This window comes from Paenarthrobacter sp. UW852 (assembly GCF_024608385.1).
GTDB lineage: Bacteria > Actinomycetota > Actinomycetes > Actinomycetales > Micrococcaceae > Arthrobacter.
In genome coordinates, this window is sequence record NZ_JAMSGY010000007.1 from 236,438 (window position 1) to 261,558 (window position 25,121).

The following is a 25,121-nucleotide window of genomic DNA, read 5'->3' on the forward strand; positions in this document are numbered from 1 at the left end:
TCTCCTTGGTTGTGTTTCAGGTCTGGGTGTCGGTCTGAAGGGTGCCGGTCAGGTTCCGGCGAGTCCCGTCGTCGCAACGCCTTTGATGATCTGGCGCTGGAAGAACAGGAAGACGAGGATCAGCGGCAGCGCAGCGAGCAACGCGGACGCCATGTTCTGCGCGTACTGGATGCCGTAGGCGCTCTTGATGGTCTGCAGGCCGACCGGAAGCGTCAGCAGTCCGCCGTCGTTGGTGGCGATGAACGGCCACAGGAAGTTGTTCCACGCACCGATGAACACGAAGATTGCGACGGCGGCCAGGATGGGCCGGGACAGCGGCAGGATGATTTGGGTGAAGATCCGCAAGCGGCTGGCACCGTCCATCACGGCCGCTTCCTCGAGTTCCCGCGGGATCTGGTCGAAGAACTTTTTCAGCACGAACACCATGGCCGGGTGGATGACCTGCGGGAGGATGATGGCCCAGGACGTATCGACCAGGTTCAATGCCAGCATTTGGTAGAACAACGGGATGATCAGCACGGGCGGCGGGATGATGATCGAGGCGATGATCACCGTCATCAGCACTTTCTTGCCCTTGAAGTCGATCCTCGACAGGGCGTAGGCAACCAGGGCCGAGATCACCAGGGTGATGGCCGTGATGGCCGCCGAGGTGTACAGCGAGTTCCACGTCCAGAGCGGGATGTTGCCGTCCTGGAACACCTTGACGAACGCGTCAGGTGTAAAGCCCGACGGCGGCACCCACGTGACGTCCGGAGCCGCGGCATCCGTTTCGCTCTTGAAGGCGGTGACCGTGGCCCAGGCGAAGGGAATCAGCCACAGCACCGCGATGAACCCGGCGATGACGATTGCCGCGATCCTGCCGATCGTCAGTTTCCTGCGTGGCTGGCGGAACCCGGATTTCCTGGCTTGGGTGGTTTGTGGTGCGGGACGGGTGATTGTAGCTGTGGCCATGGTTATGCACTCCTGCGGCGGGTGATGACGAACTGCATGACCGAAACAACCACGATCAGTCCGAAGAAGATGTAGGAGATGGCTGCGGAATAGCCCAGCCGGTAGCCGGTGAACCCGGTTTCGAAGATGTACTGCACCACGGGCCTGGTGGATCCTGCCGGGCCGCCGGCGGTCATTTGGTACACCTGGTCAAAGATTTTCAGGGATGCCAGGATCTGGAGCAGCACGATCATCACCGTGGTGGGAGTGAGCTGCGGAAGCGTGATGGAGAAGAACTGGCGCCAGGCTCCGGCTCCATCCAGGGACGCTGCCTCGTAATGCTGGGCCGGAATGTTCTGCATCGCGGCCAGGTAGAGCAGGAAGTTGAAGCCCACCGTCCACCACAGCGTAGCGATGACGATCGCCCACATGGCAACGTTGGGATCATTGAGCCAGGCAACCCTGGGCAGTCCGATGCCCGTGAGGAACTCATTGATCAGGCCCAGCTGCGGGTTGTACATCCAGGTGAAGAAAAGGCTCACCACCGTTGATGCCAGCAGGTACGGGGCAAAATAGCTCAGGCGCCACAGCCACTGGGCCGGCAGCCCGACGTTGAGCAGCGCGGCCATCACCAGGGCGACCAAGACCAACGGAACAGTGCTGATCACCGTGAAGTACAGGGTGTTGCCCAGGGAATGCCACATGTCCGCATCCGCCAGGGCTTCTGCATAGTTGGCGAATCCGATCAGGCTGTCGTTGGCGCCGGTGAGGGACTTGCCCGTGAGGCTCATGTAGAAGCCATAGAGGATGGGCCAAACAAGGAAGACGAGGAAGAACACCACGAATGGCGTAGCAAAGGCCCAACCACTCAGGTTGTTGTTGCTGCGGTTCAGTGATGTGCGCAGATTCTCCGGCCTGGGCCGGGACAGGGTAGAGGTACTCATGAAGGACTCCTTTGTCGCGCGGTGCGTAGGGCCGGGCTAAACCGGGTTGGGGCGGGAGAGCAGGGTGTTGGTGCGTTGTTCAAAGGCATCCCAACCTGCAGCTGCCTTGTCCCTTCCCAGGAGTACGTTCTGCACGTTCTCCGCGAAGTAGGTCTGCCAATCCGAGCCGGAGCCGCTGAACCAGGCCTCGGGGTCGTAGGCAATGATGTCCGCCGCGTTGGCGTAGTGGATCTGCGGAGTGAGATCACGGTAGGCCTGTGACTGGACCACCGGCTGGTATCCGGGGATGTGCCCCGCTTCCGCCCAAGACAAAGATCCCTTGAGGACGTCGGTGACGAATTTGTAGACGTCCCTCCGTTTGTCCTCGTTGTGGTTCAACTGCCGCGGGAGGACGAACGAGTGCGAGTCCGCATAGGAGGCAGGGGTCCCGTAGAGGGTGGGAATGGTGGCCGCATCCACGGGAATGCCGGCTTTCTTCATGGTGGGGAGTTCCCAGACACCGCTGAACAGCATCCCCGAGCTGCCGCGGGCGAATTCCGCGATGCCCGTGCTGATGTCGCCCGCCTGCGCCGCGATGGTGTCGTCAAAGAGGGAGGCCATGAACTCCAGGGACTCGATGGCAGCATCCCGGTCAACCTTCATCGGCTGCCCGGGAGTCAGTTCCATGTCGGCGCCATGCTGCTTGTAGAGGGTGTAGAAGAGGCGCCACATCTGCGAACCACTGCCCAGGTAGCCAAAGGACAAGCCGTGGGCCTTGGTGACCTTCTGCATTTCCAGTGCCATGGCCTTGAACTCCTGCGGGGAGCTGACTTCCCCCAGCTGTCCGTTGCTTCCCAGGACGCCGGCTTTGGCTGCAACATCCGTGTTGTAGAACATGATGAACGGGTGGGAATCCAGCGCAATGGAGAACACCTTGCCGTCTAGTTGGCTCTTCTCCCAGATCCTCGGCGCAAAATCCGCGGCAGTGACTCCGTTTTCCGCCAGCAGATCCAGGTCCCACGGCTCAATCAGTCCACCGGGTGCGTACCCGGGCACCCGGCTGGCGTGCATGATCGCCACCTCCGGCGGCCTGCCACCCGCTGAGGCCATGGCCAATTTGGTGTAATACGGCGGGCCCCAGGCGAGCACCGTGGGGTGCACCGTGAAACCGGGGTTGGCTTGGTTGGCGGCGTTGATCATGGCCTGCATCTTGATTCCATCACCACCTGAGAGCAGGTGCCAGAAGTCGATGTCCTGCACCGGAGCAGCCTGCGCCGCTCCCCCGCAGCCTGTGAGCGTAGCGGCCATGAGCCCGCCGCCAACAAGGGCTGATCCTGCCAATAGCTGTCTCCGGGATAACTGTTTCCCGGTCAAAGATTCAAAGTGCTTCACCCGTCACTCCTTTGGATGGGTCCGCTGAAAGGTCACATGCTGCGCTGCATCATTCCGGCTCCGGTGCGCCCCACACTCGGGTAAAAGGTGGCCCTAGGGTGACGCAGCTCTCACATTACAACGATGTAATAGATCGGGCAAGAGAAAATTGTTAGCGCACACAATTTAGGGGAGAGCTATCATTTCAGGACTTGCTGCTGTCCCGCTCCTCAATGGTGTAGCCGATCTCAACCAGCTTCTGCCCGTGGTTCCTGTCGGACATACGCTCCGTCAGCAAACGGAGCGCCTGCGTGGCTATGGCCCGCTTGTCAAAGGACACGGTGGTCAGGGACGGCACGGCATAACGCCCATCATTCACGTCATCGAAGCCGGCCACGGCAATGTCATCCGGGACCCGCACGCCCCGCTTCCACAGCGTGTTCAAAGCGCCAAGTGCCATGGAGTCGGTGAAGCAGAAGAGGGCGTCGGGCAGGGGGTTGGCGTCCAGGTATTCCGCGAGGGACGCAGCGGCGGAGGCGGGCGTCCAACTGTCGCAGGAAATCATCAGCGACTCGTCCTTGGGTATGCCCAGGATCTGCAGCGCAGCCTCGTACCCGCCGGCCCGCTGGATGGCGGTCGCAGAATGCCGGCCCCGATTGACACCCAGGACAGCGATCCGCCGGCGTCCGGGCTTGGCCAGCGCCAATGTCATGTCCCGGGCAGCAGCAAAACTGTCTACGAACACCCGGTCCGCCAACTGCTGCGTCACCTCACCAAGCAGGACAACCGGCGGCAGTGCGACACCCATTTGCACGGCACTTTCCTTGAGCACCACGGGGTTGAGGATCAAGCCATCGATGAGGTTGGCCCGGGCGCGGGTCATCAATTCATGTTCCCGGTGGGGATCGGAACCGGTCTCTTCGATTTGCACGCTGAAGCCTTGTGCGTGGGCAACCTCCACGATGCTTTGGGTAAGCTCTGCCGAGAACGGGGTGGCAAGGTCAGGCAAGGCCAAGCCGATCACTCCAGAGCGCCCATTACGGAGGCCCCGCGCCGAAAGATTGGGAACATAGTCCAGCTCGGCCATGGCCTGCTCCACCCTGAGGCGCGTGGGGGCAGCTACGGGTACAACGCCGTTCATGACGTTGGAGACAGTTTTGGGTGAAACCCCGGCGCGGCGCGCCACGTCTTTGACCGTTGCGCGCACGATCCACCCCTTACTTGTTGCCTGTTTTTCACGATGCTACGCGAATTTTTACCCCACCTTACGCAGCCCTGCAGGGATGTGGATGTCCCCTCTCAAGCCGACTTGCTGACAGATCGCGGTAAAGTGTCTATATGCCCAGGATCACGGCCCCCACCAACGCTGCCCAACGCGCCGAGACCCAGCGCCGGATTCTCACCGCCTTTGGGGAACTCCTCTTCACCCACGGCCTCCCTGGACTGACCATGACGGACGTGGCCCGGCACGCCGGGGTGGGGCGGACGGCCGTCTACAACTACTACGCGGACATGGAACAGCTCCTGATCGCCTACGCACTGGATGAGACCGAGCGCTTCATTGTCGACCTGCGGGACTCGCTGGCCGCGCTGGAAAACCCAGTGGACCGGCTGGCCCTGTACGTCCGGGCGCAGGTTGAGGACCTCAGCCGCCGGCACCTGCCGCCAGGTCCTGCCATGGCCGCTGTCCTCTCGCCCGGCTCCTTCGCCAAGCTCGCAGATCACGTGGGTGACCTCAACGTCCTTCTCCAGGACATCCTCCGGGACGGCGTCCAACAGGGCTACCTCCCGGACATTGATGTCGGCCAGCTGGCACGGCTGATCCACGGAACGCTTTCGGCCAGCGCCGCACGACGCAACCGAACGCCCGACGGCGACACTTCCGCACCGGCCCCAGCCCCCGACGTCGAGCTGCTCGCCGCGCAGGAAGCACACACCGAACAGACGGTTCGCTTCATCCAGCTGGGAGCCGGAGCGCGCTTTGACGAGGCCGGCAACCCGGTGCGGCTCGACCGGCCGATCCTCAACGTCCTTGCCGGACAGGCAGCTACTGCCCTGCCGGCAGGGTAGGCACCACAGGCCACTTGGATTTGTCAGCAATCCGCAGGTCCTCACGCGGGCACAGGAGCTTGCCGGGAGTCTGGTCCACCAGCTGCGGTTCCACCAGTCCCTCATAACCGGGTGTGAGGATCACGTCCACGGAGCCGTCTTCACGATTGTCCTGGAAGTAGTCCGTTCCGGCCAGGTTCCGCTGGACGTTGAAGGCCGCCGCTTGTCCCTTGACTCCGGAGACAACCACGCCCACACCCGAGTACGCGGTGTCGCTGTTGGCCACGGAGCCCACCTTGAAGCCGCGGGCGGTGAATTCGGCGGCAACCGTGCCCGCCAGTCCACCCCGGGAGGTGGCGTTGAAGACGTTCAGGTTCACGGTTTCGTTCGGCACGTAGTCGAACGTGGTGGTCGGGCACAGGCTGGTGGGGGCTTTGCTGGCGACAGCCGTGGGTACCTTGATGACGCCGTTCATGATCGCCCAGGCTCCCACCGCGCCGGCCGCAATGATTCCGACCAGCAGGACCAACACAATGCCGTGGAACAGCCGGCGGCCGAAGCTGCCCCGGCGAACCGTGGGATCGTCGGCGAACGTTGCCCGCAGTTCCGATCCGGTCACCACGTGGTGGCCGTGCAGTTGCGTCACATCCTTGGGACGCTTAGGTTTTTTTGGCCGCTGGGTGTCCTGCTCCGTGGCGGCCGGCCTAGCCATCGATCACCAATACGCGGGCGTGGATGGCCGTCCTTTGGTGGAGCGCGGTACGGACTGCCCTGTGCAGGCCATCCTCGAGGTACATGACCCCCTGGTATTGGACGACGTGCGGGAACAGATCGCCAAAGAACGTGGAATCCTCTGCCAACAACGCCTCCAGGTCCAGGGTCCGTTTGGTGGTCACCAGGTCATCAAGGCGCACCGGGCGCGGAGGCAGGGCAGCCCAGTCGCGCGGCGCGGAATATCCATGGTCAGGGTACGGGCGTCCCTCGCCCACAGCTTTGAAGATCACCCTGCAAGCCTATGGAAGTTACCGCGCTAACGGAACTTGTGACCCCCGGCACAGGCAGGTTGTGGCCAAAAGGTGACTATCCTTCGTGGGACGTCACAGCTGTGAGGGTTCCCGCAGGGACTGACAGAATAGGGGCATGACTCAACCGCGCCAAGGGACTGACCGGACCGCCGCCCAAGCCACGCCTCGCCTGGCGCTGCTCCTGGACGTTGACGGCCCCATTGCCAGCCCGGTGACGCGCGACGTCAAGCCTGACATCATCACCGACCTGGTGGCCCTTGCCTCGGCAGGAATCCCCGTCATCTTCAACACGGGCCGCTCGGACGCGTTCATCAGTGAACAGGTCATGAAACCCATGATTGCCGCCGGGATGCCGGCAAACACCGTGATCCACGCCATCTGCGAGAAGGGCGCCGTGTGGTTCAGCTACACGGCGGCCGGGCCCGGGACCATACATGTGGACCACGAACTCGCCGTGCCCAAGGCCTACGGTGACGACATCCGCAGGCTCGTTGCCGAGGACTACTCCGCCCACATGTTCTTCGACGAAACCAAGCGGGCCATGGTTTCCGTGGAACAGCACCTGGAAGTATCCAACGAGGACTACCTGGCGGAACAGAAACTTTTCGACGCCGATGCCCTGGACATCATGGGACGCCATGGCCTGAGCGCCGCGATTTTGGACCACCACGCCCCGGAATCCGACGACGCTGTGGACTACCGTCTGGACCCCACCATCATCTCCACTGACATTGAATCGGTGCGGCTGGGCAAGGACCTGGGAGCGAGCCGCGCCGTCGAACTGCTGGCAGCCCAAGGCATCACTCCCCTGTCATGGCGCACCGTGGGCGATTCCCGCACGGACTATGCCATGGCAGACTGGCTTCATCACAACGATCACGACGTAAAACACGTGGATGTCCGCCCCGCAGACGGCGTACCGGTGAAGCCCTACACCATCCTGACGGCCGCTGACCTTGAACTGGCGGACGACGTGATCCACGACGACGCCGGCGGCGCTTTCCTCCGCAGCTGGCGCGAAGCACTTTCCATCTAGCTCCACCCCGACGATTCCGGAGAACAGCCATCACACAAGCACAGGTCGATCCGATCTACCACGGCAGCCCTTCCATTGAAGAAGACACGATCGCCGAGGCGGTCTCGCCTGCCGTCGTCGCGCACCTGAAGCACAGGTCCGACGTCGTCCGTCACCGCGGGCGGTACGCCCTGGTCAACAGCGACCTCACCCCGCAACAGGCCATGGTGTCCGACCTCCTGGCCGTACGGGCTGCCTTGGACGCCGCAGGTATCGACTTCATCCTGGTGCGCGGCAACGACGAACGGCCTGTCATCGCCGTCGATTGGGAGTCCCGCAAGGTGGTCCGGGAGGCGCTGGTTGCGGCGTTCCGCAATGAGCCGTTCTATTCCATGACCGTGGACGCCAAGAAAAAGACCTCGGTGCTGGTGGCCGATGGCGAGTTGACCACCAACAGGAAATCCCGCATCTTCCGGTTGTACAGGCCCCGGGTCGAGACCGGCGGCGGCCTCTGGTACGGTCCCGCATTGGGTGTGCAGCTCGAGCTGTGGAGGTTCGAAGGCGATCATCTGGAGCTTCCGGTGGAGAACTCCCTGACCCGCCGGACCATGCTGCGGCAGGACGCCGTGCGGGGTACCGTCCAACGGCATGGCCTGACCTGGCCCACCATCGAAAACATGTTCGCGGACCACGCCAGCGACATCGCCTTCGACATCGACATTGTTTTTTCCTGGGTCGACGGCAGCGACCCTGAGTACATTGCCCGGCGTCGCGCCCTGCAGGCAGACGCCGTACTCGGGGAGGGCGATGACAGCGAAGCCCGCTTCCGCCAGATCAACGAACTGAAGTACGCGCTGCGCTCTGTGCACATGTTCGCGCCGTGGATCAGACGGATCTTCATCGCCACCGATTCGCCCACCCCTTCATGGCTGGCAGATCACCCGGCGGTGACAGTGGTGCGCAGCGAGGAGTTCTTCGCCGACCCCTCAGTCCTTCCTACCCACAATTCGCAGGCCGTGGAGTGCCAGCTCCACCACATCGAGGGTTTGTCCGAGCACTTCCTGTACTCCAACGACGACATGTTCTTTGGCCGTCCCGTGGGTCCGGACATGTTCTTCACTCCCGGCGGCATCACCAAGTTCATCGAAGCCGACACCCGCATTGGCCTGGGCGAGAACGATGCCGAGCGGAGCGGTTTCGAGAACGCAGCCCGCGTTAACCGCAAACTGCTCTGGGAGCGCTTCGGCCGGATCACCACCCGGCACCTGGAGCACACAGCCGCCCCGCTGCGCCGCAGCGTCGTAGCCCGGATGGAAAAAGAGTTCCCTGCGGAATTCGCCAAGACCGCCGGCAGCCGCTTCCGTGCTGCGGACAACATCTCCGTGACCAACTCGTTCTACCACTACTACGCCCTGCTCACGGGCCGCGCTGTGACGCAAACCAATGCCAAGGTCAGGTACGTCGACACCACCATGTGGGCGGGACTTCACTACCTGCCCAAGCTGTTGGCGAAGCGCCACATGGACTTCTTCTGCCTGAACGACGGCAGCTTCCCGGAGGTCGCGGCAGAGGAACGTGCGGAACTCGTGACCGATTTCCTGGAAAAGTACTTCCCGGTCAAGGCACCCTGGGAGAAATAAGCGGCAGCGACGAGGTCAGCGTCCCAGGGGAAGTGTGCGCCCCTACCCGGGACTCGTGCGGGATGCGGATGCCGGCTTCGGCCAGCCTCCGCTGAACCTCTGCAGCATCCACGGGTTCGCCAACGGTCACTCCCCCGGACATCGGAACCACTGAGTGGACGATCGTGTGCTCGTAGACATGGATCATGTTGTACGACTGCGCCCCGTCGCGGCCACGCTGTCCGCCAGCACGCACCGCCAGGTCCTGGGTGTAACAGGTGGCCGAGGCGACTGACACCGGGATGCCGGCGAAGCCCGCTGTCGTGGAGTAATGCAGGTGGCCACCCAGGATGGTGCGAACGTCCGAATTGCGGACGACGGCGGCCAGTGCGGCTTGGCCGCGCAGCTCCACCAACACCGCAAGGTCCTGGACGCAGGGAACCGGGGGGTGGTGCAGGGCCAGGATGGTGCCGTCCGGGGCCGGAGTGGCCAGTTCGGCAGCCAGCCACTCAAGCTGGGCCTCGGACAGCTCGCCGTAGTGATGGCCGGGCACTGTGGTGTCCAAGGTGATGATGCGGAGACCGTTCACGAAGTAGCTGCGGTCAACCGGGTCCTGGGGTTTACTGGTCTCGGACGCGTCCTCGAAGGCAGCACGGAAGTTCGCCCGGTTATCGTGGTTGCCCATGGCCCAGATGGCCTTGGCCCCGAGTGCGTCGCAGACGGGTTCAATCATTTCGCGGAGCCGCTCGTAAGCGTGGAGCTCGCCCTTGTCCGCCAGGTCTCCGGTGAAAATGATGGCCTCAGGCCGGATCCTGGACGCGATGATCTGATCGCAGATTTCCTGGAGCCTGGCTGCACTGTCCACGGAACCGTGGAGCGTGTTTGGACCACCCACCAGGTGAAGATCACTCAGGTGCAAAAGCACATGACCTGGTTTGGGATATTCAGCCTCGATGAGCTCCATAGCTTGCCTTAGCGTTCAGTGGGAGGCGGCGCCTCCCGTGTCAATCCAGTAGGGCCAATCCAACCAGACAACAAGCCAACATCTGGCTAATTTCCGGCGGAATGTTGGAAAATTACTTTCCCTCCCTTCCGAATTGATGGCTTACGCCAACGCTTCTTCCACTGCTTTCATCAGGTCTTCGGAGTCGGGCTCCACTGCGGATGGGAATCGTGCCACGAGTTTTCCGTCGCGGTTGATGACGAACTTCTCGAAGTTCCACTTCACTTTGACCGGCTCGCCGTCGGCGCCGCGGGTCAGTTCGGTGAAAAGGGGGTGCTGTTCCTTGCCCAGCACGTTTGCCTTGCTGGTCAAGGGGAAGGAGACGCCAAAGTTACGCTCGCAGAACTCCGCGATCTCGTGGTCCGCGCCCGGTTCCTGTCCACCGAACTGGTTGCACGGCACACCCAGGATCTCCAGGCCTTGATCCCGGTATTTGCCGTACAACTCCTCCAGGCCCGCGTACTGCCGTGTGAAGCCGCATTCGGAAGCGACGTTGACCACCAACACCGCCTTCCCCTCGAAGCGGCCGAAGTCAGCGTCGGAGCCGTCGTTGAAGGTGAGGGGAATGCTGTACAGGCTGGTCATGGGATTCGCTTCCTGACGTCGTCGGCCGGCTGGATCGCCGCCATCGAGCTTACGGGAGCTTGCCGTGCGGCGAAACCTAGGGCGTCGGGATGACCAGCGCGGACAACGGCACGATCACACCGTCCGGACGCTGGACCTTGTCCGTACCGATCAGGATGTATCCGGGCGGAAGGACCACCGCCGGGAGCGTCGTCGGAAGTACGGCTGCCGGCGACGGCACCGGCGCGACGGGAGCAGCTGGTGCCGGTGTTGGCGCCACTGGAGCAGCAGCAGGTGGCGTGGCCGCTGGTGCGTGCACCGCAGGAGGTACGACGACGGCCGGTGCCGGTGCGACGGGGACCGTCACCGTCGGAGCCACAGGAGTCGTGGACGGCGCAGTTGTTGTCGACGTCGGTATGGGAGCGGGCGTGACCGTGGGCGTCGGTGTGACGGTCGGCGTCGGCGTGACCGTGGGCGTCGGCGTGACGGTCGGCGTCGGCGTGACGGTCGGCGTCGGCGTGACCGTGGGTGTCGGCGTGACGGTGGGCGTCGGTGTGGGCGTCGGCTTTGCGGTTACGGACGGCGCCGGGGTCTGCGTGGCTGGCGGGTTGCTGGTGCCTGGGGCGCTGGGCGCTGCCGGGGTTGAGGAAACCGGTGGAACCACGACTGGCAATGCCACGGGTTCTTCGTGTTCGCCGCCGATGACTGCGCGGTTGGTGCCATCGGCCACAGGTACGGCCCACTGCGGGGTGGCCGTGGTGCCCGTTCCAACGCCTGGCTCGTAGCTCACCATGGTGATGGGCTGCAACGGATCAACCTGCTTGATGGGCAAGTAGATCCAGCCGTTCGGATTGGTGTGCAGTCCGTTGACAATCGTCTCGAAGTGGAGGTGGCAGCCTGTGGACCAGCCCGTGGTACCCACCTGGGCAATGACTTCGCCCACCCGCACAGATTGGCCCTTGGTGACGCCGATCGCCTGCAGGTGGTTGTAGGTGGTCACCAGGCCGTTGCCGTGCTCGATTTCCACACGGTTGCCGCCGCCCCAAATGTGCCACCCAACCGCCCGGACGATACCGGCGTCGGCGGCGTAGACCCGGGTGCCGCATGCTGCAGCGTAGTCCTGGCCCCAGTGGAACTCACCGGGGAGGCCAGTCAAGGGACTGTAGCGGTAGCCGTAGGGCGAGCTCGGATTGAGGACCTCAAGAGGCGCGTACAAGCTCCCCGCGGGCGGGCGTGGCATACCCGCAGAGGCAACTGTCAGGCCAGTGGATCCATCCTTGCTGACGGTCCTGACCACGGCCCGGTCGAAGTGGACCATAGGCGTTCCGGCTTGTTGTGCCGGGGGCTCGGGGGTGGGATCAATGACCGTGGTCTCGGCCTCCGGCGCCACCAAGGTGCCCAACGCCGTCGGTTCAACAACGCCCTGCGCCAGGGAACCACCGATGCTGCCGGCGGGCACTGAGGTGAGTGGCTGGAAGCCAAATGCGATGAACGCCAGAATGGCGAGGCTTCCAGCGATCAGGATGCGGTGGAAACCTATGGCACGGATCAGTTTTACTGCCCGGTTTGAATCATGATGCTTGCCCACAAAACACTCCCCAAAGCCAGCGGCACCAAACCCCAGCCTGGCGTGCAAGCACCATTGTTGCGGGAATCACAGCAGAAATAAAGGCTTCCCGGGCCCTTGCCAAGGAAAGGTTTCATCAGTTTTGGCTCAAGATGCCTTGAGCTTTGCCTCAGGCAGTCGTGGCCCGTGCAATCGGGGGCTCCGAGCCCTGTACGGTGGACGCTAAGCAGGCGGATTATTTCATGCCGCGCAAGAGAGCGCCTCGATAGCACTGGGATGTCACCATGGATGATCCACAGGGGACCGCACGCATCCTTTTAGAGAAGAATGCCGTGACCCTCTACCGATTGTGGGCCGGATACTGGGGTCGGGGAGGAAACGCCACCGCTTTCGAGTTCGACGCCTACGTGCACGAAGCACTGGTGGCGTCCCCTGTCGATCTCCGGCTGATGGCCTCGGCCGTAGATGGCCTTTACGAAGGAAAGCCCTGATTCGGACCTAGTGTCGGACTAGCTGACGAGTCTGCGTACGTTCTCCATGATGGTTTCGCGGCGCCGTTTGAGGCTCGGAAGCTTGGACCGTGCCATCTCGGGAGTGAGCGTGTGCCAGGTCATGGCCAAGGCGCGCACGCTTGCCAGCAGCTCGATGGGTGTGAGATCAGAGCGAAGGTTGCCGGCTTTCTGGGCGCTTTCGATCCGGGAAAGCTTTTCCTGGTGTGAGGCCACCAAGGTTTCAAGGTCCGCCGCCTGGCCGCGTTCAAGGATGTACCAGTTGGTGAGCCTGAGGACATTGGGGTCCTTCTGGTAGAGGTCAAAAGCACGGGCCGCGTACGCCGGCAAGTCCAGTGCGTCGAATTCGGTCTCCTCCACTACTGCGACCACCCGCCGGGAGAAGACCTCGTCGAACAACTGCTCCTTGCTGCCGAAATACCGGTACAGCATCGCCTTGTTGGCCAGTGCCTCGTCAGCAATACGGTCCACCCGCGCCCCGGCTATGCCATGGCTGGCAAACTCCTCCTCTGCCGCCTTCAGGATCCGCTGCCTGGTTGCTTCTGCGTCTCTCGCCATGTCCCCACCATAGCAAGTAACTGGTTAGTTGACATCGATGCATTTCAAGCGCATGGTTAAAAACCAACCAGTTAGTTACTTAGAAAGGGTCCGACATGTCAGCAACGCAGATGGAAACAACCCCTGCCACGCGATTGTCCAGAACCATAACCTTGGCGGTCATCTTGGGCTGCCAGTTGATGATGGTGTTGGACACGTCCATCGTGACCACGGCCCTGCCGCACCTTGAACGCGAACTTGGCTTCAACAGCACCACCCTCTCGTGGGTCCAGAACAGCTATGCGCTGGCTTTCGGAGGGCTGTTGTTGCTGGGCGCCCGCGTCGGAGACCTTCTGGGCAGGCGCCGGGTCTTCATGGTCGGCGTAGGAGTTTTCACGTTGGCATCCCTGCTGGCCGGGGTCGCCTTCAACGCCGAGGTCATGATCGGGGCCCGCGTACTCCAAGGTGCCGCATCGGCCTTCGCCATTCCGGCAACCCTGGCGCTCCTGGTGCAGACTTTCCCCGAGCCCGGGGAACGGTCCCAAGCGATCAGCATCTACAGTGCCGTGATCGGGGCAGGGGGCAGCGTGGGCATCATCGTGGGCGGTGTCTTCACAGACCTGCTGTCGTGGCGATGGGGCTTGCTGATCAATGTTCCGATCGGAATTGCCGTCTTGCTGCTGAGCCCACGTTGCCTGCCGGAAACCGGAAGGGTCAAAGGCAGTGTAGACATCCCGGGCGCGTTGACAGTTACAGCGGGAATGTCCGCCTTGGTCTATGGACTCGTGAACGCGGGCGAGGCTGGGTGGGGGAACCTGACGACCATCGTTTCACTCGCGGCAGCCGTGCTCCTGCTTCTGGCTTTCGTGCTCGTCGAGCGTCATGCCGAGCGGCCCATCACTCCCCTGCGCCTCTTCAAAGACATGACCCGGTCGGGCGCCTACATCATCCGGATTCTGATCGTGGGGGCCATGTTCTCCACCTTCTATTTCCTCAGCCAGTACCTCCAGAATGTGCTGGGATTCAGCGCCTTCGCCGCCGGCATCGCCTACATTCCGCTCACGCTCCTGTTCTTCCTCATGGTCTACGTGATCAAACCCCTCAGCGCCTTACTGGGTAAGCCCGCGCTGCTGGTGGCCTCGTTGGTCATCGCGGGCCTGGGCATGCTGTGGCTCAGTTCCATAGGCCCGGACACCGCGTATTTTCCGGACGTCCTGCTTCCGCTGATCGTGCTCGGAATCGGCCAAGGAACAGCAATCATCCTGTTGACCGAGTTTGGCATGTCCAGGGTGGCACCAGCGGACAACGGCGCCGCCTCCGGATTGGTCAACACGGCACATCAACTCGGCGGGTCCATTGGGCTGGCGCTGTTGACCGTGGTGTTCGCGGGCTCCGGCGGAACAGCCGAAGGAACGGCAAGAGCCGAAGCCTACGGAGCTGTCTTCACCTCGGCCACATGGTTTTACGCGCTTGCCGTCCCCTGCGCAGCACTGATCTACCTCGCGCAACGCAGGGCGGCGGGAAACGCGTCAGCTTCCCGACCGTGACCCAACGGGTAGAGACGGCAGCTCGGTGAGTGACCCGTCATGGTCCAGGCTCAGCACCAGGTCCAGATCGAGACGGGCCAGGAACCCGTCGTCGTGGCTGACCAGGATGACGGCACCGCGGTAGGCATTCAACGCTTCCACGAGTTGGTCCACGCTCTGTATGTCGAGGTTGTTTGTTGGCTCGTCGAGAATCAGTACCTGTGGCGGCGGATCGGCAAAGAGAAGCTTGGCCAAGGAAACCCTGAACCGTTCCCCACCGGAGAGAGTCCCAACGGGACGGTAGACGCTATCGCCCCGCAACAAGAACCGGGCCAACTGGTTGCGGATTTCCCCGACGGGGACACGTGGCGCTGCCGCCTGAACATTTTCCAAGGTTGTCGCGGCCTCGTCCAGGCCATCGAGCCGCTGCCGCAGATAGCCAGACCGCCCGGTCAGGAGCTGACCACCTGCGGTGCCGGATTCGACGTCGTCATCATCGTCTGTCAACGGTTCCCCGCTGACCAGGCGTTCGAGCAAGGTGGTTTTTCCCACCCCGTTGGCGCCGATGATGGCCACCCGTTCCGGTCCTTCCACCACAAAGGCACGATTGGTTCCCCGCAGCTCGGCGATCCGCCGGCTGCGGGGAACGTCCGGATCCGGAAGGTTCACGCTGATCCGTTCGTCTTCCCTGATTTTGGAGGAAGCCACATCCAGCGCAGCCTGGGCAGCGTCCACCTTGTCATCCGATCCTGATCGCAGCTTGCCCGCTGACACCTGCGCATCGGAGGCCCGCTGATTCATAAGGATCTTGGAGCCCTTCTTGTTGTCATAGCTGGTTTGACCGGTGCGGGCACGCTGCGCCAGCTTCATTTCAGCTTCCTGTCGCTGGCGCTTCTCAGTCTTCACGGCCTGCTTGGCAGCTTGGGCAGCCTGAACCGCTGCGGCCTGCCGCTCATCCACATAAGACCGCCAAGCACTGTACGGACCCCCGAACACTTCGAGTTCTCCACCATGCAGTTCCGCCGTGTTGTCCATCAACTCCAGCAGTGCCAGGTCGTGGCTGACCACCACCAGCGTCCCCGGCCACGTGGAGAGGAGGGCGGACAGTTTGGTTCGCGCCTGCCTGTCCAGGTTGTTCGTTGGCTCGTCCAAGAGAGTGATTGCTGTCCGCTGAATCCGGAGCCCTGTGATGGCAACAAGCATGGCTTCGCCTCCCGAAATTTCGCCTACGTTCCGCTCCAGGTCCGCCCCCGTAAAGCCGATGTGGCGCAAGGATTTGTCCGCCCTGGCTTCGATATCCCAGTCATCGCCCACCGCATCGAAGTTCTCCACCGAAACATCGCCGGCTTCGATGGCCCGCAGTGCTTTCAACTTCTGGCCGATACCCAGCAGGTCTGCCACCGTTGAGTCGGTCGCGAGGGTGAGTGTCTGCGGAAGGTACCCGACATCACCGTTGGTCGTAATACTGCCGCTCGTAGGGGCAAGACTCCCGGCTATGAGGCGCAGCAAGGTTGATTTTCCGGCACCGTTGGATCCCACAAGGCCTGTACGGCCCGATCCGAATGTTCCGGAGATCCCGGCAAGGGCGACGGTACCGTCGGGCCACTGAAGGCGCACGTCGGTCAGGGTGATGGACGGGTTTTTTGTTGTAGACATGATGCTCCGAAGGCTCCAGTGGTTTCAGCGAATGCGCTGCAACCACGGGCCGGCAAGGGCATCAGGGCAAGGTCAGCGCACGGTTGGCGTCGTGAAACCTGTAATGCCCGTCAAAACATCGGCCTAACACTGGGGAATAGAGGCTTACAGTCTCGCAAAAGCCTCCAACGAAGGCAACTTGCCGCCAATGGCCTTCTGGCGGGAGGGACCGGGGGCTGACGCCGTCCCACGCCGCCCGGCATTGCCGCCCCCGGTCATCGGACATGCGAAGAAGTCCTCCCGCCCGCTTCAGCCCAGGTTTTCCTTAAGCAACGCGCGGTGCTCGACGGCGGCAGTTGAGTGGAGGGCGCGGCCCGCCGCAGTCAGTTCCAGGAACAACGAGCGGCGGTCGTCGGCGCAGGTCTGGCGCGTCACGAGGCCGGCTTTTTCGAGCCGGTCCACCACCTTGGAGACCGCACTTTGAGTCATGGGCGTCCGCTCCCCCAACGACTTCATCCGGCACGAAGACTCTTCGCTGTCGGCTACGAGATCGAGGATTTCGAACTCATTCAGGCCGATATCGAATTTGGCTTCCAGGGCACGGTCGATCGCCGCTGCGGTACGGAAGTAGGAGTCCTGGATGCTTCGCCACTGCTCAACAAGTTGGCGGTCACGCGTCGTTGCCATGTCCTGATTCTAGTTCATGACGCAGTTAGAATCCACGTCATAATATTCCTTGTCATTGAATGACGCGTCATATAGATTGTTGCTCATGACATCACCCACCACCCTCAAAAAGCCTGCCGAGCCCCTGGCTGCAGCCGTCCGCTGGACGCGGGCACAGTGGCTGCTCCTGATGGTCGTATGCACTGTCCTGGCCCTGGACGGGCTGGACGTCTCCATGGTCGGCGTTGCATTGCCCTCGATCGGACATGAACTCAACCTGGGGACCGACTCCCTGCAATGGATCGTTTCCGCCTACGTCCTTGGCTACGGGAGCCTGCTGCTCCTCGGCGGCCGACTCGCGGACCTGCTGGGCCGCCGTCGAATCTTCCTCATTGCCCTGACCGTATTCGCGGCAGCGTCGCTCCTTGGCGGATTGGTTGACGATCCCGCCATCTTGATCGCCACCCGGTTCGTCAAGGGCCTCGCTGCCGCCTTCACCGCCCCCACCGGCTTCTCCATCATCACCACCAACTTTGCGGAGGGACGCGAGCGCAACAAGGCGCTGTCCATCTTCACCACCTTCGGTGCCAGTGGCTTCTCGCTGGGCCTGGTGGTTGGCGGCCTGATGACCAGCCTGAGCTGGCGCTGGACATTCCTTGTCTCGGTGCCGATCGCCGTGATCGTGGTCCTGCTGGGCATGAAGTTCATTCCCAAGGACAAGCCGTCGGTGGAAGACAGCGGGCACGATATCTGGGGTGCCGTGACGCTCGCTTTGGGCATGCTCGGCCTCGTCTACACCTTGGTTTCAGCACCTGAACAGGGCTGGGGATCTGTGGCAACAATCGCCGGGTTCGCAGTTTCTGTTGCCGTGCTGGTGGCCTTCGCAATCATCGAGCGCAAGGTCAAGCACCCGCTGATCCGCTTCGGTATCCTCAAGGAAGGTTGGGTGGCCCGGGCAAACCTGAGCGCAGTGGGCCTCTTCGGTTCCTACCTGAGCTTCCAGTTCATCGTCACCATGTTCCTGCAGTCCGTGCTGGGTTGGACGCCGCTGGGGATGGCACTCGCTTTGCTGCCCGCGGGTTTGCTGGTGGCCACCAGCGCACCGTTCGCGGACCGTCTCATCGAAAAGTTCGGGGCCACGCAGCTCATCCTCACCGGCCTGACGGCCCTCGGCTTGGGCTATGTCCTGTTCCTGCGGGTGGGAACCACGCCCAACTACGCGCTGGACATCCTGCCGTCGGTGGTCCTGCTGGGGATCGGCTTCGCGTTGGCTTTCCCGTCCATCAATGTCCAGGCCACTGCCGGCATCCGCGACTCTGAGCAAGGGCTTGCAGCCGGTCTGATCCAGACCAGCACCCAGGTCGGCGCCGCACTGGTACTGGCCGTCACCACGGCCTTGGTGAGCGGCCACGGACACTCTGCGGGTACCGTCAGCGCCCAGGCCATGCTGGAACAGTACCGTCCGGGACTGATCCTGAGTGCCGCCGTCGCCATTGCCGCCTTGCTGGTGGCAGCAGCGCCTTCCCGACGCCGGGTCGCCTCCTGACCGCTGCGCTTTTGCACAAAAAGTGCCCCTATACACGGGGGTCATTCCGAGGTCGAATGGACCATGAGGAATTACCTCACCGAGTACAGGCACGAACTCCAGCGCACGTTCACAGGGACGTCGGGGACGCCGCCTGAGTGGGTACCGCGTCTGGCGGAAGGGCACGACGCCGGATATCACCTGCCGGGGTCGGCAGTCTGGTCGGTTCACGGTCACGTGGCAACGATCGTCGCCGGGATCAGGGTCCTGCTGATGCAGGCCCTGCATCCCGGCGCGCTGGCTGGCGTGTACGAGCACTCCGGGTTCCAGAAGGATCCGCTCGGCCGCCTGGCGAACACCATCAGGTGGATCTTCACGGTGACCTACGGATCAACTGAGGACGCCCGGGCCGCCACCACACGGGTTCGGAAAATCCATGAGCGCGTCCGCGGGACGTACGTTGACGGCAAAGGAATTCAGCGCGACTACGCGGCCAACGATCCCGAACTCCTCCGCTGGGTACACATCACCTACGCTGACTCCTTCATAACCGCCAACCGCATCTGGGGCCGACCCATCCCCGGCGGAGCCGACGCCTACGTCCGCGAGTGGGCTACAGCCGGCAGGCTCATGGGAATAGAGGATCCTCCACTGACCGAAGCCGAGGTCCGTGAAGAACTGGAGCAGTGGTACGCCTCAGGAATCCTGCGGGCCGACGAACGCCTGGCCGAGACAGTGTGGTTCATTCGCCATCCGCCACTAAGCCCCATGCTCCGTCCTGGCTACCGCATCCTGTTCGCCGCCGCCGTCGCAAGCCTCGAACCCCGCTATCAGGACATGCTGGGGCTCCGGCCGCCCAGGTTTGGCCCCATCCCCTTGCCCGTCATCACCTCGGCCAGGGCTGTGTTGGGCATGGTTCGCCTGGCCCTCGGATCCCACGGGCCCAGCGAACAAGCAGCCCTGAGACGGTTGCAGAGGCTTGGTTACGCGGACGCTTGAGGAGCCCTTCGCCGAGGGGTGAGCTCTCGCCCCTTCGAGGGTGCCCATAAAGCCGAAAGCCAACCCCTCGACGCAACCTCACTTGTGATGAGGTGCGCCCAGGGGTTGGCTTTCGGGACTTAGGGGCTTGCTTTCCGCCGAGAGCTCACCCCTCGGCGGACCAACTAGATCAACGCATCCGACAGGTGGTTCGGGGTACCGAAGCGGTGCGCCGTGATGGACACAGCCTGCTCGCGAAGGAACGGCAGCATCTCGATCCGGCCAGCCTGGGTTACAGCCCCGTGGTAGACCGCGACGTCCGGACGGCCACCCATGGCCGCGCTCAGCGCGGCGAAGTCGCCACCGATCAAGCGGATGCGGCCGGCGTCGAACTTTGCCGCACGGGCCAGCCACGCGGCGTCGTCCTCGACCCGGACGCTGACGCCCAGGTTCGCGAACACGGTCACCACTGCGTCGGGAAGTACGACGGCGGAGCTCACCGTGAGCTTCGAGCCCGCCACTGCACCGGCTGCTACGACACGGAGCAGCTCCGCGAGCCGCTCACCTTCGGAGAGGCGGATTGTCACAGGGAGGGAGCGGTAGCGGAAGACGTTGCGCTCAGCGGTCAGCGCGGAAACGTCCTTGCGTGTGCCGAACTCAGATTCCCAGGCGGCGGCGTCGCTGAAGAGTGCCTGCTTGAGGGTCTGGAGTTCCTTGGCAGTCACGTCAGCGGACTTGGCAGCGGCAAGAATCTGCGAGGCCGCGCCCTGAAGGACGGTGCCGCGCTTGGCCTTTGCCTCGGCAGGGAGCCAGCTGCCCAGGCCGATCAGGTAGTTCGGTCCACCGGCCTTGGTTCCGGCGCCCACGGCCGACTTCTTCCAGCCACCGAACGGCTGGCGCTGGACGATCGCACCGGTGATGCCGCGGTTGACGTACAGGTTGCCGGCCTGGATGGTGTCCAGCCAGACGCCCATCTCGGCGGAGTCCAGGGAGTGCAGGCCGGCGGTGAGGCCGTACTCGATCTCGTTCTGGATGGCGATTGCTTCCTCAAGGGTTTCCGCGGTCATGACACCCAGCACCGGGCCGAAGAACTCGGTCAGGTGGAAGTAGGAGCCACGTTTGACGCCCGAACGGATACCCGGGGACCACAAGCGGCCGGTCTCGTCGAGGCGCTCGGGCTTGATGGCCCAGGTTTCGCCGTCGCCCAAGGTGGTGAGGGCATTGAGGAGCTTGCCGTTTGCCGGTTCAATGATCGGCCCCATCTGCGTGGTGGCATTCTCCGGGTAGCCCACGGTCAGGGACCGTGCGGCGTCGATCAGCTGGTTGTGGAAGCGGGCGCTCTTCGCGACCGAGCCCACCAGGATCACCAAGGACGCGGCGGAGCACTTCTGTCCGGCGTGGCCGAATGCCGAGTAAACGACGTCCTTCGCAGCGAGGTCAAGGTCGGCACTCGGTGTGACGATGATGGCGTTCTTGCCGGACGTCTCCGCGAGCAACGGCAGGTCTTGGCGGAAGGAACGGAACAATTCAGCCGTTTCGTAGCCACCGGTAAGGATCACGCGGTCAACGCTGGGGTGCGAAACCAGCTGGGTGCCAAGCTCACGCTCTTCGAGCTGGACGAGCGCCAGCACTTCACGCGGAACACCGGCTTCCCACAGGGCGTCCACCATGACGGAACCGGAGCGGCGGGCCTGCTTTGCAGGCTTAATCACGACGGCGGAGCCTGAGGCGAGCGCTGCGAGGGTCGAGCCTGCGGGGATTGCCACCGGGAAGTTCCACGGCGGGGTCACCACGGTGAGGTTCGCTGGGACGAACGTGGCGCCGTCGACCGTTTCCAGGTCCTTGGCGCGCTCGGCGTAGTAGTGCGCGAAGTCGATTGCTTCGCTGACCTCGGGGTCTCCCTGGTCGATGGTCTTGCCAGTCTCGGAGGCCATGACCTCAAGGAGTTCAGCGCGGCGGGCTTCGAGGACTCCACCGGCGCGGTGCAGGATGGCGGCGCGCTCGGCGGCGGGACGGGCACCCCAGGCCTTTCCAGCATCCACTGCGGAGGTGATGATGCGCTCAAGTTCGGCTGCGTCGGAAACCTTGGTGGACTCCACGATCTTGTTGCCGGCGGTGGAACCGGGGATGCGCTTGAGGATGTCACGGCCCCAGGCGCGGTTGGCCGGGAGTGCCGGGTCCGTGTCAGGGGTGTTCCGGAATCCCTCGGTGGGTGCGGGTTCGGCCGGGAGACGGCGGTCCTGCTTGCGGTTGGGGCCCGGGACCTCGTCCTTCATGTTGGCCAAGGAGTTCAGGAAGCGCTGCTGCTCGCGCTTGAACAAGGCTTCGTTCTCGCTGAGTTCGAAGACTGCGGACATGAAGTTTTCCTGGCTGGCGCCCTCTTCCAGGCGGCGGATCAGGTAAGCGATGGCGACGTCGAACTCGCCGGGGTGGACCACCGGTGTGTACAGCAGGAGGCTGCCGACATCCTTACGGACCGCAGTGGCCTGGCCGGTTGCCATGCCCAGGAGCATTTCGAATTCGATGGCTTTCGGTCCCTGCTGGGCAATTCCGCGCTGCTTGGCGAGCAGCCAGGCGAAGGCGACATCGAACAGGTTGTGGCCTGCGACGCCGATGCGCACGGCGTCGATGCGCTCCGGGGTGAGGGCGTAGTTGATGACGTTCTTGTAGCTGGTGTCCGAGTCCTGCTTGCTGCCCCAGGTGGCCAACGGCCAGTCGTGCAGGGAAGCCTCAACCTGCTCCATGGGAAGGTTGGCGCCCTTGACCACGCGGACCTTGATGGGAGCACCGCCCTGGGCACGGCGTTCGGTGGCCCACTCCTGCAGTTCCTGCATGGCGCCGAGGGCGTCGGGGAGGTAGGCCTGGAGGACGATGCCGGCTTCCAGGTTCTTGAACTCGGGCATGTCCAGGATGCGCTTGAACACCGCGATGGTCATGCTGAGGTCCTTGTACTCCTCCATGTCAAGGTTGATGAACTTGGGCTTCGGGAAGGACGCGGCCAGGCGGTATAGCGGGGTGAGCTTCTCCACTACGTGATCGACGGCTTCGTCGAAGGCCCACGGCGAGTGCGGGGCCACGGTGGAGGATTCCTTGATGGAAACGTAGTCCACGTCCTCGCGGGCAAGGAGTTTGAGGGTGCCTTCGAGGCGACGCTGGGCTTCGTGCTCGCCCAGGACGGCTTCGCCCAGAAGGTTCACGTTCAGGTGCACGCCGTCCTGGCGGATCTTGGCAATAGCCGGGCCGAGCTTTGCGTCGGTGGCATCGACGATGAGGTGGCCCACCATTTCGCGGAGCACGCGGCGGGCAATGGGAATAACCACCTGAGGGAGGATCGGAGCCATGACGCCACCCACCCGGACAGCGCTGCGCATGTACCAGGGGAGGAACTTGGGGACCTTCGGGGCCAGCTCGGCGAGTTTACGGCCGGCGACGGACAGATCCTCAGGACGGATGACGCCGTCGACGAATCCGACCGTGAAGTCCAAGCCGTTGGGGTCTTTCAAGACGCCGGCAAGGCGCTGGGCGGAGACGTCCACGGGGATCTTGCTGGCTTCGGTCAACCAGTGGCGGACCAAGGCAATGGCTTCCTTGGCAAGATCATCGAACTGTCCGGAATCCTGGGTGCTCGGGGCGGTGGCATCCGGGATGGTGCTGGTCATGGGGGCTCCTTCTGAGGCGGAGAAGTTTGTTTGTTTCCATCAGTATGGATCTACAATCACGTTAGGAAAAGCGATCTTTTCCGACGAATATTCGTTATCCATTCCGATCTTTTGGAGGCCGACTTGCTGGACGTCCGCAGGCTCCGTTTGCTGCACGAGTTAAAGATCCGCGGAACGCTCGCCGAGGTGGCCGACGCGATGCAGTACAGCCCCTCATCGGTGTCGCAGCAGCTGACCCTCCTGGAGAAGGAGGCCGGGGTTGAACTGCTCCGCAAAGCCGGGCGCAGGGTCCAGCTGACCCCGCAGGCGGAGATCCTTGTAGCCCACACCGCGGCACTCCTGGAGACCTTGGAAAAGGCCGAAACCGATCTGGCAGCTTCACTATCGATGGTGACGGGAACCGTGCGCCTGGCCGTGTTCCAGTCCGCGGCGCTGGCGCTGCTTCCCGGTTTCCTCACCATCATGCGGCAGGAGTACCCGGAGGTGCGCGTCGAAATGACCCAGCGCGAACCCGAAACGGCCCTGTACGAAACCTGGGCGCGGGACTTCGACCTGGTGGTTGCCGAGCAGTACCCTGGCCATGCCGCTCCGCACCACAGCGGCCTGGACCGCGTCATCCTCACCAGCGATGCCATCCGGCTTGCCACTCCCCCGGTGGGACTGGGCGGCGAAGCCGTCTCCACCCTGGCCGACACTGCCTCCATGCCCTGGGTCATGGAACCCCGCGGCGCAGCTTCCCGGCATTGGGCGGAGCAGGCCTGCCGTTCCGCGGGCTTCGAACCCGACGTCCGGTATGAAACAGCCGACCTCCAAGCACAGATCCGGCTCATTGAATCCGGAAACGCCGTAGCGCTCATGCCCGACCTCGTCTGGACCGGACGCACCCGGACCGTTCAATTGCTGGACCTGCCGGGGCTGCCGAAGCGAACCGTCTTCACCTCCACCCGCACTGCCGGGCGGATCCACCCGGCGACGGCGGCCTGCCGGGAAGTTCTGGAGCGCGTGGCAGCGGCGCAACAACTGGACGCGGAGCAGCAGGCGGACGCCGGATAACTCCCGGATACGCAAAAGGCCCCAGTCCGAGGACTGGGGCCAAACGCGGAGAATGGGGGATTTGAACCCCCGAGGGCGTTAACCCAACACGCGTTCCAGGCGTGCGCCATAGGCCGCTAGGCGAATTCTCCTTGCTTCCGATTCGAAAGCAGATACTACTGTACCTGAGAATTTCGGCATCGCGTAATCGACCCAAACCCGGGCTCCCCAAGGGGGTGGCAAATTGGCGCTTAACGGAAAAATGGACGCCCCCAACGCGCCCATTCTTGCGGTACATCGTTGAGCCACCGGGTCCGGCCCCTCGCCCCCAGGCCCCGCAGCTCACAACCTTGAGATTGCCCCAATCGGTGTACATACCCATGGTCCGCCGCGAACCTCGGATTTGCAATGGTTGAGATCTGTTTGTAGCCGAAGTTGCTGACAAGATGTCTGCATGACGCAGCTTCATGCACTGGTGGTTTACGTACCTGAGACGCATATTGAGGAAGTTCTCCTCGCCATCGGTGATGCCGGCGCCGGACGGATCGGCGACTACTCACACTGTGCCTTCACTTCCCCAGGCACAGGCCGCTTCACACCGTTGCCGGGGGCGCGGCCGTTCGTTGGCGACGTTGGGATTGAGGAGCAGGTGCCGGAAATTCGGGTCGAGTGCGTGGTGGAGGAGGAAATTCTCGACGGCGTTGTGCTGGCTTTGCGGGCGTCGCACCCTTACGAGGAACCGGCCTTTATGACCTGGCCGGTGAACGGCTGGCGGTAGATCCGCGCAGCCCAACCACCCGCCGTCGAGCCGTATCCACAGCCGTCGATGGCCGATTCGAACCCCGCCCCGAGTTCGGGTAAGCTTGTCGACGGCCCCTCATGTGGCGTCATCCTGTTGAACTCCCCCAGGACCGGAAGGTAGCAAGGGTAGATGGGCTCTGGCGGGTGCATGAGGGGTCTCTTATTTAAATGTCAGTCCCTATAGGTA

At 63.2% G+C, this 25,121-nt stretch carries 22 protein-coding genes, 1 tRNA gene and 1 other RNA gene; 10 read left to right on the plus strand and 14 right to left on the minus strand.

Going from position 1 to position 25,121, the window contains the following annotated elements:
* Nucleotides 1–48 precede the first annotated feature (48 nt).
* The 4 genes from NEK97_RS14140 to NEK97_RS14155 form a co-directional block, all read right to left on the minus strand.
* A complete protein-coding gene (locus tag NEK97_RS14140; RefSeq protein WP_257370491.1) occupies nt 49–951 on the minus strand; it encodes a carbohydrate ABC transporter permease in 903 nt (300 codons plus the stop codon).
* A gap of 2 nt (nt 952–953) precedes the next feature.
* On the minus strand, nt 954–1,874 hold the full coding sequence (locus NEK97_RS14145) for a carbohydrate ABC transporter permease (protein ID WP_257370492.1): 921 nt from the start codon (nt 1,872–1,874) through the stop codon (nt 954–956).
* A gap of 36 nt (nt 1,875–1,910) precedes the next feature.
* Nucleotides 1,911–3,245, minus strand: a complete 1,335-nt coding sequence (locus tag NEK97_RS14150; RefSeq protein WP_257370493.1) for an extracellular solute-binding protein — start codon at nt 3,243–3,245, stop codon at nt 1,911–1,913.
* A gap of 184 nt (nt 3,246–3,429) precedes the next feature.
* A complete protein-coding gene (locus NEK97_RS14155) occupies nt 3,430–4,431 on the minus strand; it encodes a LacI family DNA-binding transcriptional regulator (protein WP_235519792.1) in 1,002 nt (333 codons plus the stop codon).
* Nucleotides 4,432–4,562: 131 nt separating this feature from the next.
* Between NEK97_RS14155 and NEK97_RS14160 the strand changes: the two genes are divergently transcribed.
* Nucleotides 4,563–5,294: a TetR/AcrR family transcriptional regulator gene (locus NEK97_RS14160; protein WP_257370494.1), complete on the plus strand. Its 732-nt coding sequence runs from the start codon at nt 4,563–4,565 to the stop codon at nt 5,292–5,294.
* Here the strand turns inward: NEK97_RS14160 and NEK97_RS14165 are convergent.
* A complete protein-coding gene (locus NEK97_RS14165; protein WP_257370495.1) occupies nt 5,272–5,919 on the minus strand; it encodes a LytR C-terminal domain-containing protein in 648 nt (215 codons plus the stop codon). The two genes, NEK97_RS14160 and NEK97_RS14165, sit on opposite strands and share 23 nt — an antisense overlap.
* Before the next feature lie 58 nt (nt 5,920–5,977).
* Complete coding sequence (locus NEK97_RS14170) at nt 5,978–6,277, minus strand: type II toxin-antitoxin system VapB family antitoxin (RefSeq protein ID WP_018778077.1); 300 nt, start codon at nt 6,275–6,277, stop codon at nt 5,978–5,980.
* A 136-nt stretch (nt 6,278–6,413) separates the two neighbouring features.
* On the opposite strand from NEK97_RS14170, the gene NEK97_RS14175 reads away from it, so the two are divergent.
* Both NEK97_RS14175 and NEK97_RS14180 read left to right on the plus strand, forming a co-directional pair.
* Nucleotides 6,414–7,334 (plus strand): hypothetical protein, encoded by a 921-nt coding sequence (locus tag NEK97_RS14175; protein ID WP_257370496.1) that lies wholly within the window; start codon nt 6,414–6,416, stop codon nt 7,332–7,334.
* A 29-nt stretch (nt 7,335–7,363) separates the two neighbouring features.
* Nucleotides 7,364–8,953 (plus strand): stealth family protein, encoded by a 1,590-nt coding sequence (locus NEK97_RS14180; protein WP_374111536.1) that lies wholly within the window; start codon nt 7,364–7,366, stop codon nt 8,951–8,953.
* On the opposite strand, the gene NEK97_RS14185 is transcribed toward NEK97_RS14180, so the two are convergent.
* From NEK97_RS14185 to NEK97_RS14195, 3 genes are all read right to left on the minus strand, one after another.
* A complete protein-coding gene (locus NEK97_RS14185) occupies nt 8,931–9,896 on the minus strand; it encodes a phosphodiesterase (protein ID WP_257370497.1) in 966 nt (321 codons plus the stop codon). The genes NEK97_RS14180 and NEK97_RS14185 overlap by 23 nt on opposite strands.
* A 141-nt stretch (nt 9,897–10,037) precedes the next feature.
* Nucleotides 10,038–10,520: a glutathione peroxidase gene (locus NEK97_RS14190; RefSeq protein ID WP_257370498.1), complete on the minus strand. Its 483-nt coding sequence runs from the start codon at nt 10,518–10,520 to the stop codon at nt 10,038–10,040.
* Between the two features lie 76 nt (nt 10,521–10,596).
* Nucleotides 10,597–12,087 (minus strand): M23 family metallopeptidase, encoded by a 1,491-nt coding sequence (locus NEK97_RS14195; protein WP_257370499.1) that lies wholly within the window; start codon nt 12,085–12,087, stop codon nt 10,597–10,599.
* Nucleotides 12,088–12,350: 263 nt separating this feature from the next.
* Here NEK97_RS14195 and NEK97_RS14200 point away from each other — a divergent pair, with 263 nt between their 5' ends.
* Complete coding sequence (locus tag NEK97_RS14200; protein WP_257370500.1) at nt 12,351–12,557, plus strand: hypothetical protein; 207 nt, start codon at nt 12,351–12,353, stop codon at nt 12,555–12,557.
* A gap of 18 nt (nt 12,558–12,575) precedes the next feature.
* Here NEK97_RS14200 and NEK97_RS14205 read toward each other — a convergent pair whose 3' ends face one another.
* Nucleotides 12,576–13,133, minus strand: a complete 558-nt coding sequence (locus NEK97_RS14205; RefSeq protein ID WP_257370501.1) for a TetR family transcriptional regulator — start codon at nt 13,131–13,133, stop codon at nt 12,576–12,578.
* 95 nt (nt 13,134–13,228) lie between these two features.
* Between NEK97_RS14205 and NEK97_RS14210 the strand changes: the two genes are divergently transcribed.
* Nucleotides 13,229–14,659, plus strand: a complete 1,431-nt coding sequence (locus NEK97_RS14210) for an MFS transporter (RefSeq protein ID WP_257370502.1) — start codon at nt 13,229–13,231, stop codon at nt 14,657–14,659.
* Here NEK97_RS14210 and NEK97_RS14215 read toward each other — a convergent pair.
* Both NEK97_RS14215 and NEK97_RS14220 read right to left on the minus strand, forming a co-directional pair.
* Nucleotides 14,642–16,294, minus strand: a complete 1,653-nt coding sequence (locus NEK97_RS14215) for an ABC-F family ATP-binding cassette domain-containing protein (RefSeq protein WP_257370503.1) — start codon at nt 16,292–16,294, stop codon at nt 14,642–14,644. The two genes, NEK97_RS14210 and NEK97_RS14215, sit on opposite strands and share 18 nt — an antisense overlap.
* A 288-nt stretch (nt 16,295–16,582) precedes the next feature.
* Nucleotides 16,583–16,960, minus strand: coding sequence for a MarR family winged helix-turn-helix transcriptional regulator (locus tag NEK97_RS14220; RefSeq protein ID WP_257370504.1), 378 nt, complete (start codon nt 16,958–16,960; stop codon nt 16,583–16,585).
* A gap of 85 nt (nt 16,961–17,045) precedes the next feature.
* On the opposite strand from NEK97_RS14220, the gene NEK97_RS14225 reads away from it, so the two are divergent.
* Together NEK97_RS14225 and NEK97_RS14230 are read left to right on the plus strand one after the other, a co-directional pair.
* Entirely contained in the window at nt 17,046–18,485 is a 1,440-nt protein-coding gene (locus NEK97_RS14225) for an MFS transporter (protein WP_257370505.1), read from the plus strand.
* Between the two features lie 63 nt (nt 18,486–18,548).
* Nucleotides 18,549–19,463 (plus strand): oxygenase MpaB family protein, encoded by a 915-nt coding sequence (locus NEK97_RS14230; RefSeq protein WP_257370506.1) that lies wholly within the window; start codon nt 18,549–18,551, stop codon nt 19,461–19,463.
* 164 nt (nt 19,464–19,627) lie between these two features.
* Here NEK97_RS14230 and NEK97_RS14235 read toward each other — a convergent pair whose 3' ends face one another.
* A complete protein-coding gene (locus NEK97_RS14235) occupies nt 19,628–23,101 on the minus strand; it encodes a bifunctional proline dehydrogenase/L-glutamate gamma-semialdehyde dehydrogenase (RefSeq protein ID WP_257370507.1) in 3,474 nt (1,157 codons plus the stop codon).
* Between the two features lie 123 nt (nt 23,102–23,224).
* Here NEK97_RS14235 and NEK97_RS14240 point away from each other — a divergent pair, with 123 nt between their 5' ends.
* The gene (locus NEK97_RS14240) at nt 23,225–24,154 is read left to right on the plus strand and encodes a LysR substrate-binding domain-containing protein (RefSeq protein WP_257370508.1); all 930 of its coding nucleotides are present in this window, start codon (nt 23,225–23,227) and stop codon (nt 24,152–24,154) included.
* A 46-nt stretch (nt 24,155–24,200) separates the two neighbouring features.
* On the opposite strand, the gene NEK97_RS14245 is transcribed toward NEK97_RS14240, so the two are convergent.
* A tRNA-Ser gene (locus NEK97_RS14245) sits at nt 24,201–24,285 on the minus strand.
* Nucleotides 24,286–24,587: 302 nt separating this feature from the next.
* On the opposite strand from NEK97_RS14245, the gene NEK97_RS14250 reads away from it, so the two are divergent.
* Nucleotides 24,588–24,911, plus strand: coding sequence for a hypothetical protein (locus NEK97_RS14250; RefSeq protein ID WP_211713955.1), 324 nt, complete (start codon nt 24,588–24,590; stop codon nt 24,909–24,911).
* 90 nt (nt 24,912–25,001) lie between these two features.
* Nucleotides 25,002–25,098: signal recognition particle sRNA small type (gene ffs, locus NEK97_RS14255), an RNA gene on the plus strand.
* Nucleotides 25,099–25,121 lie beyond the last annotated feature (23 nt).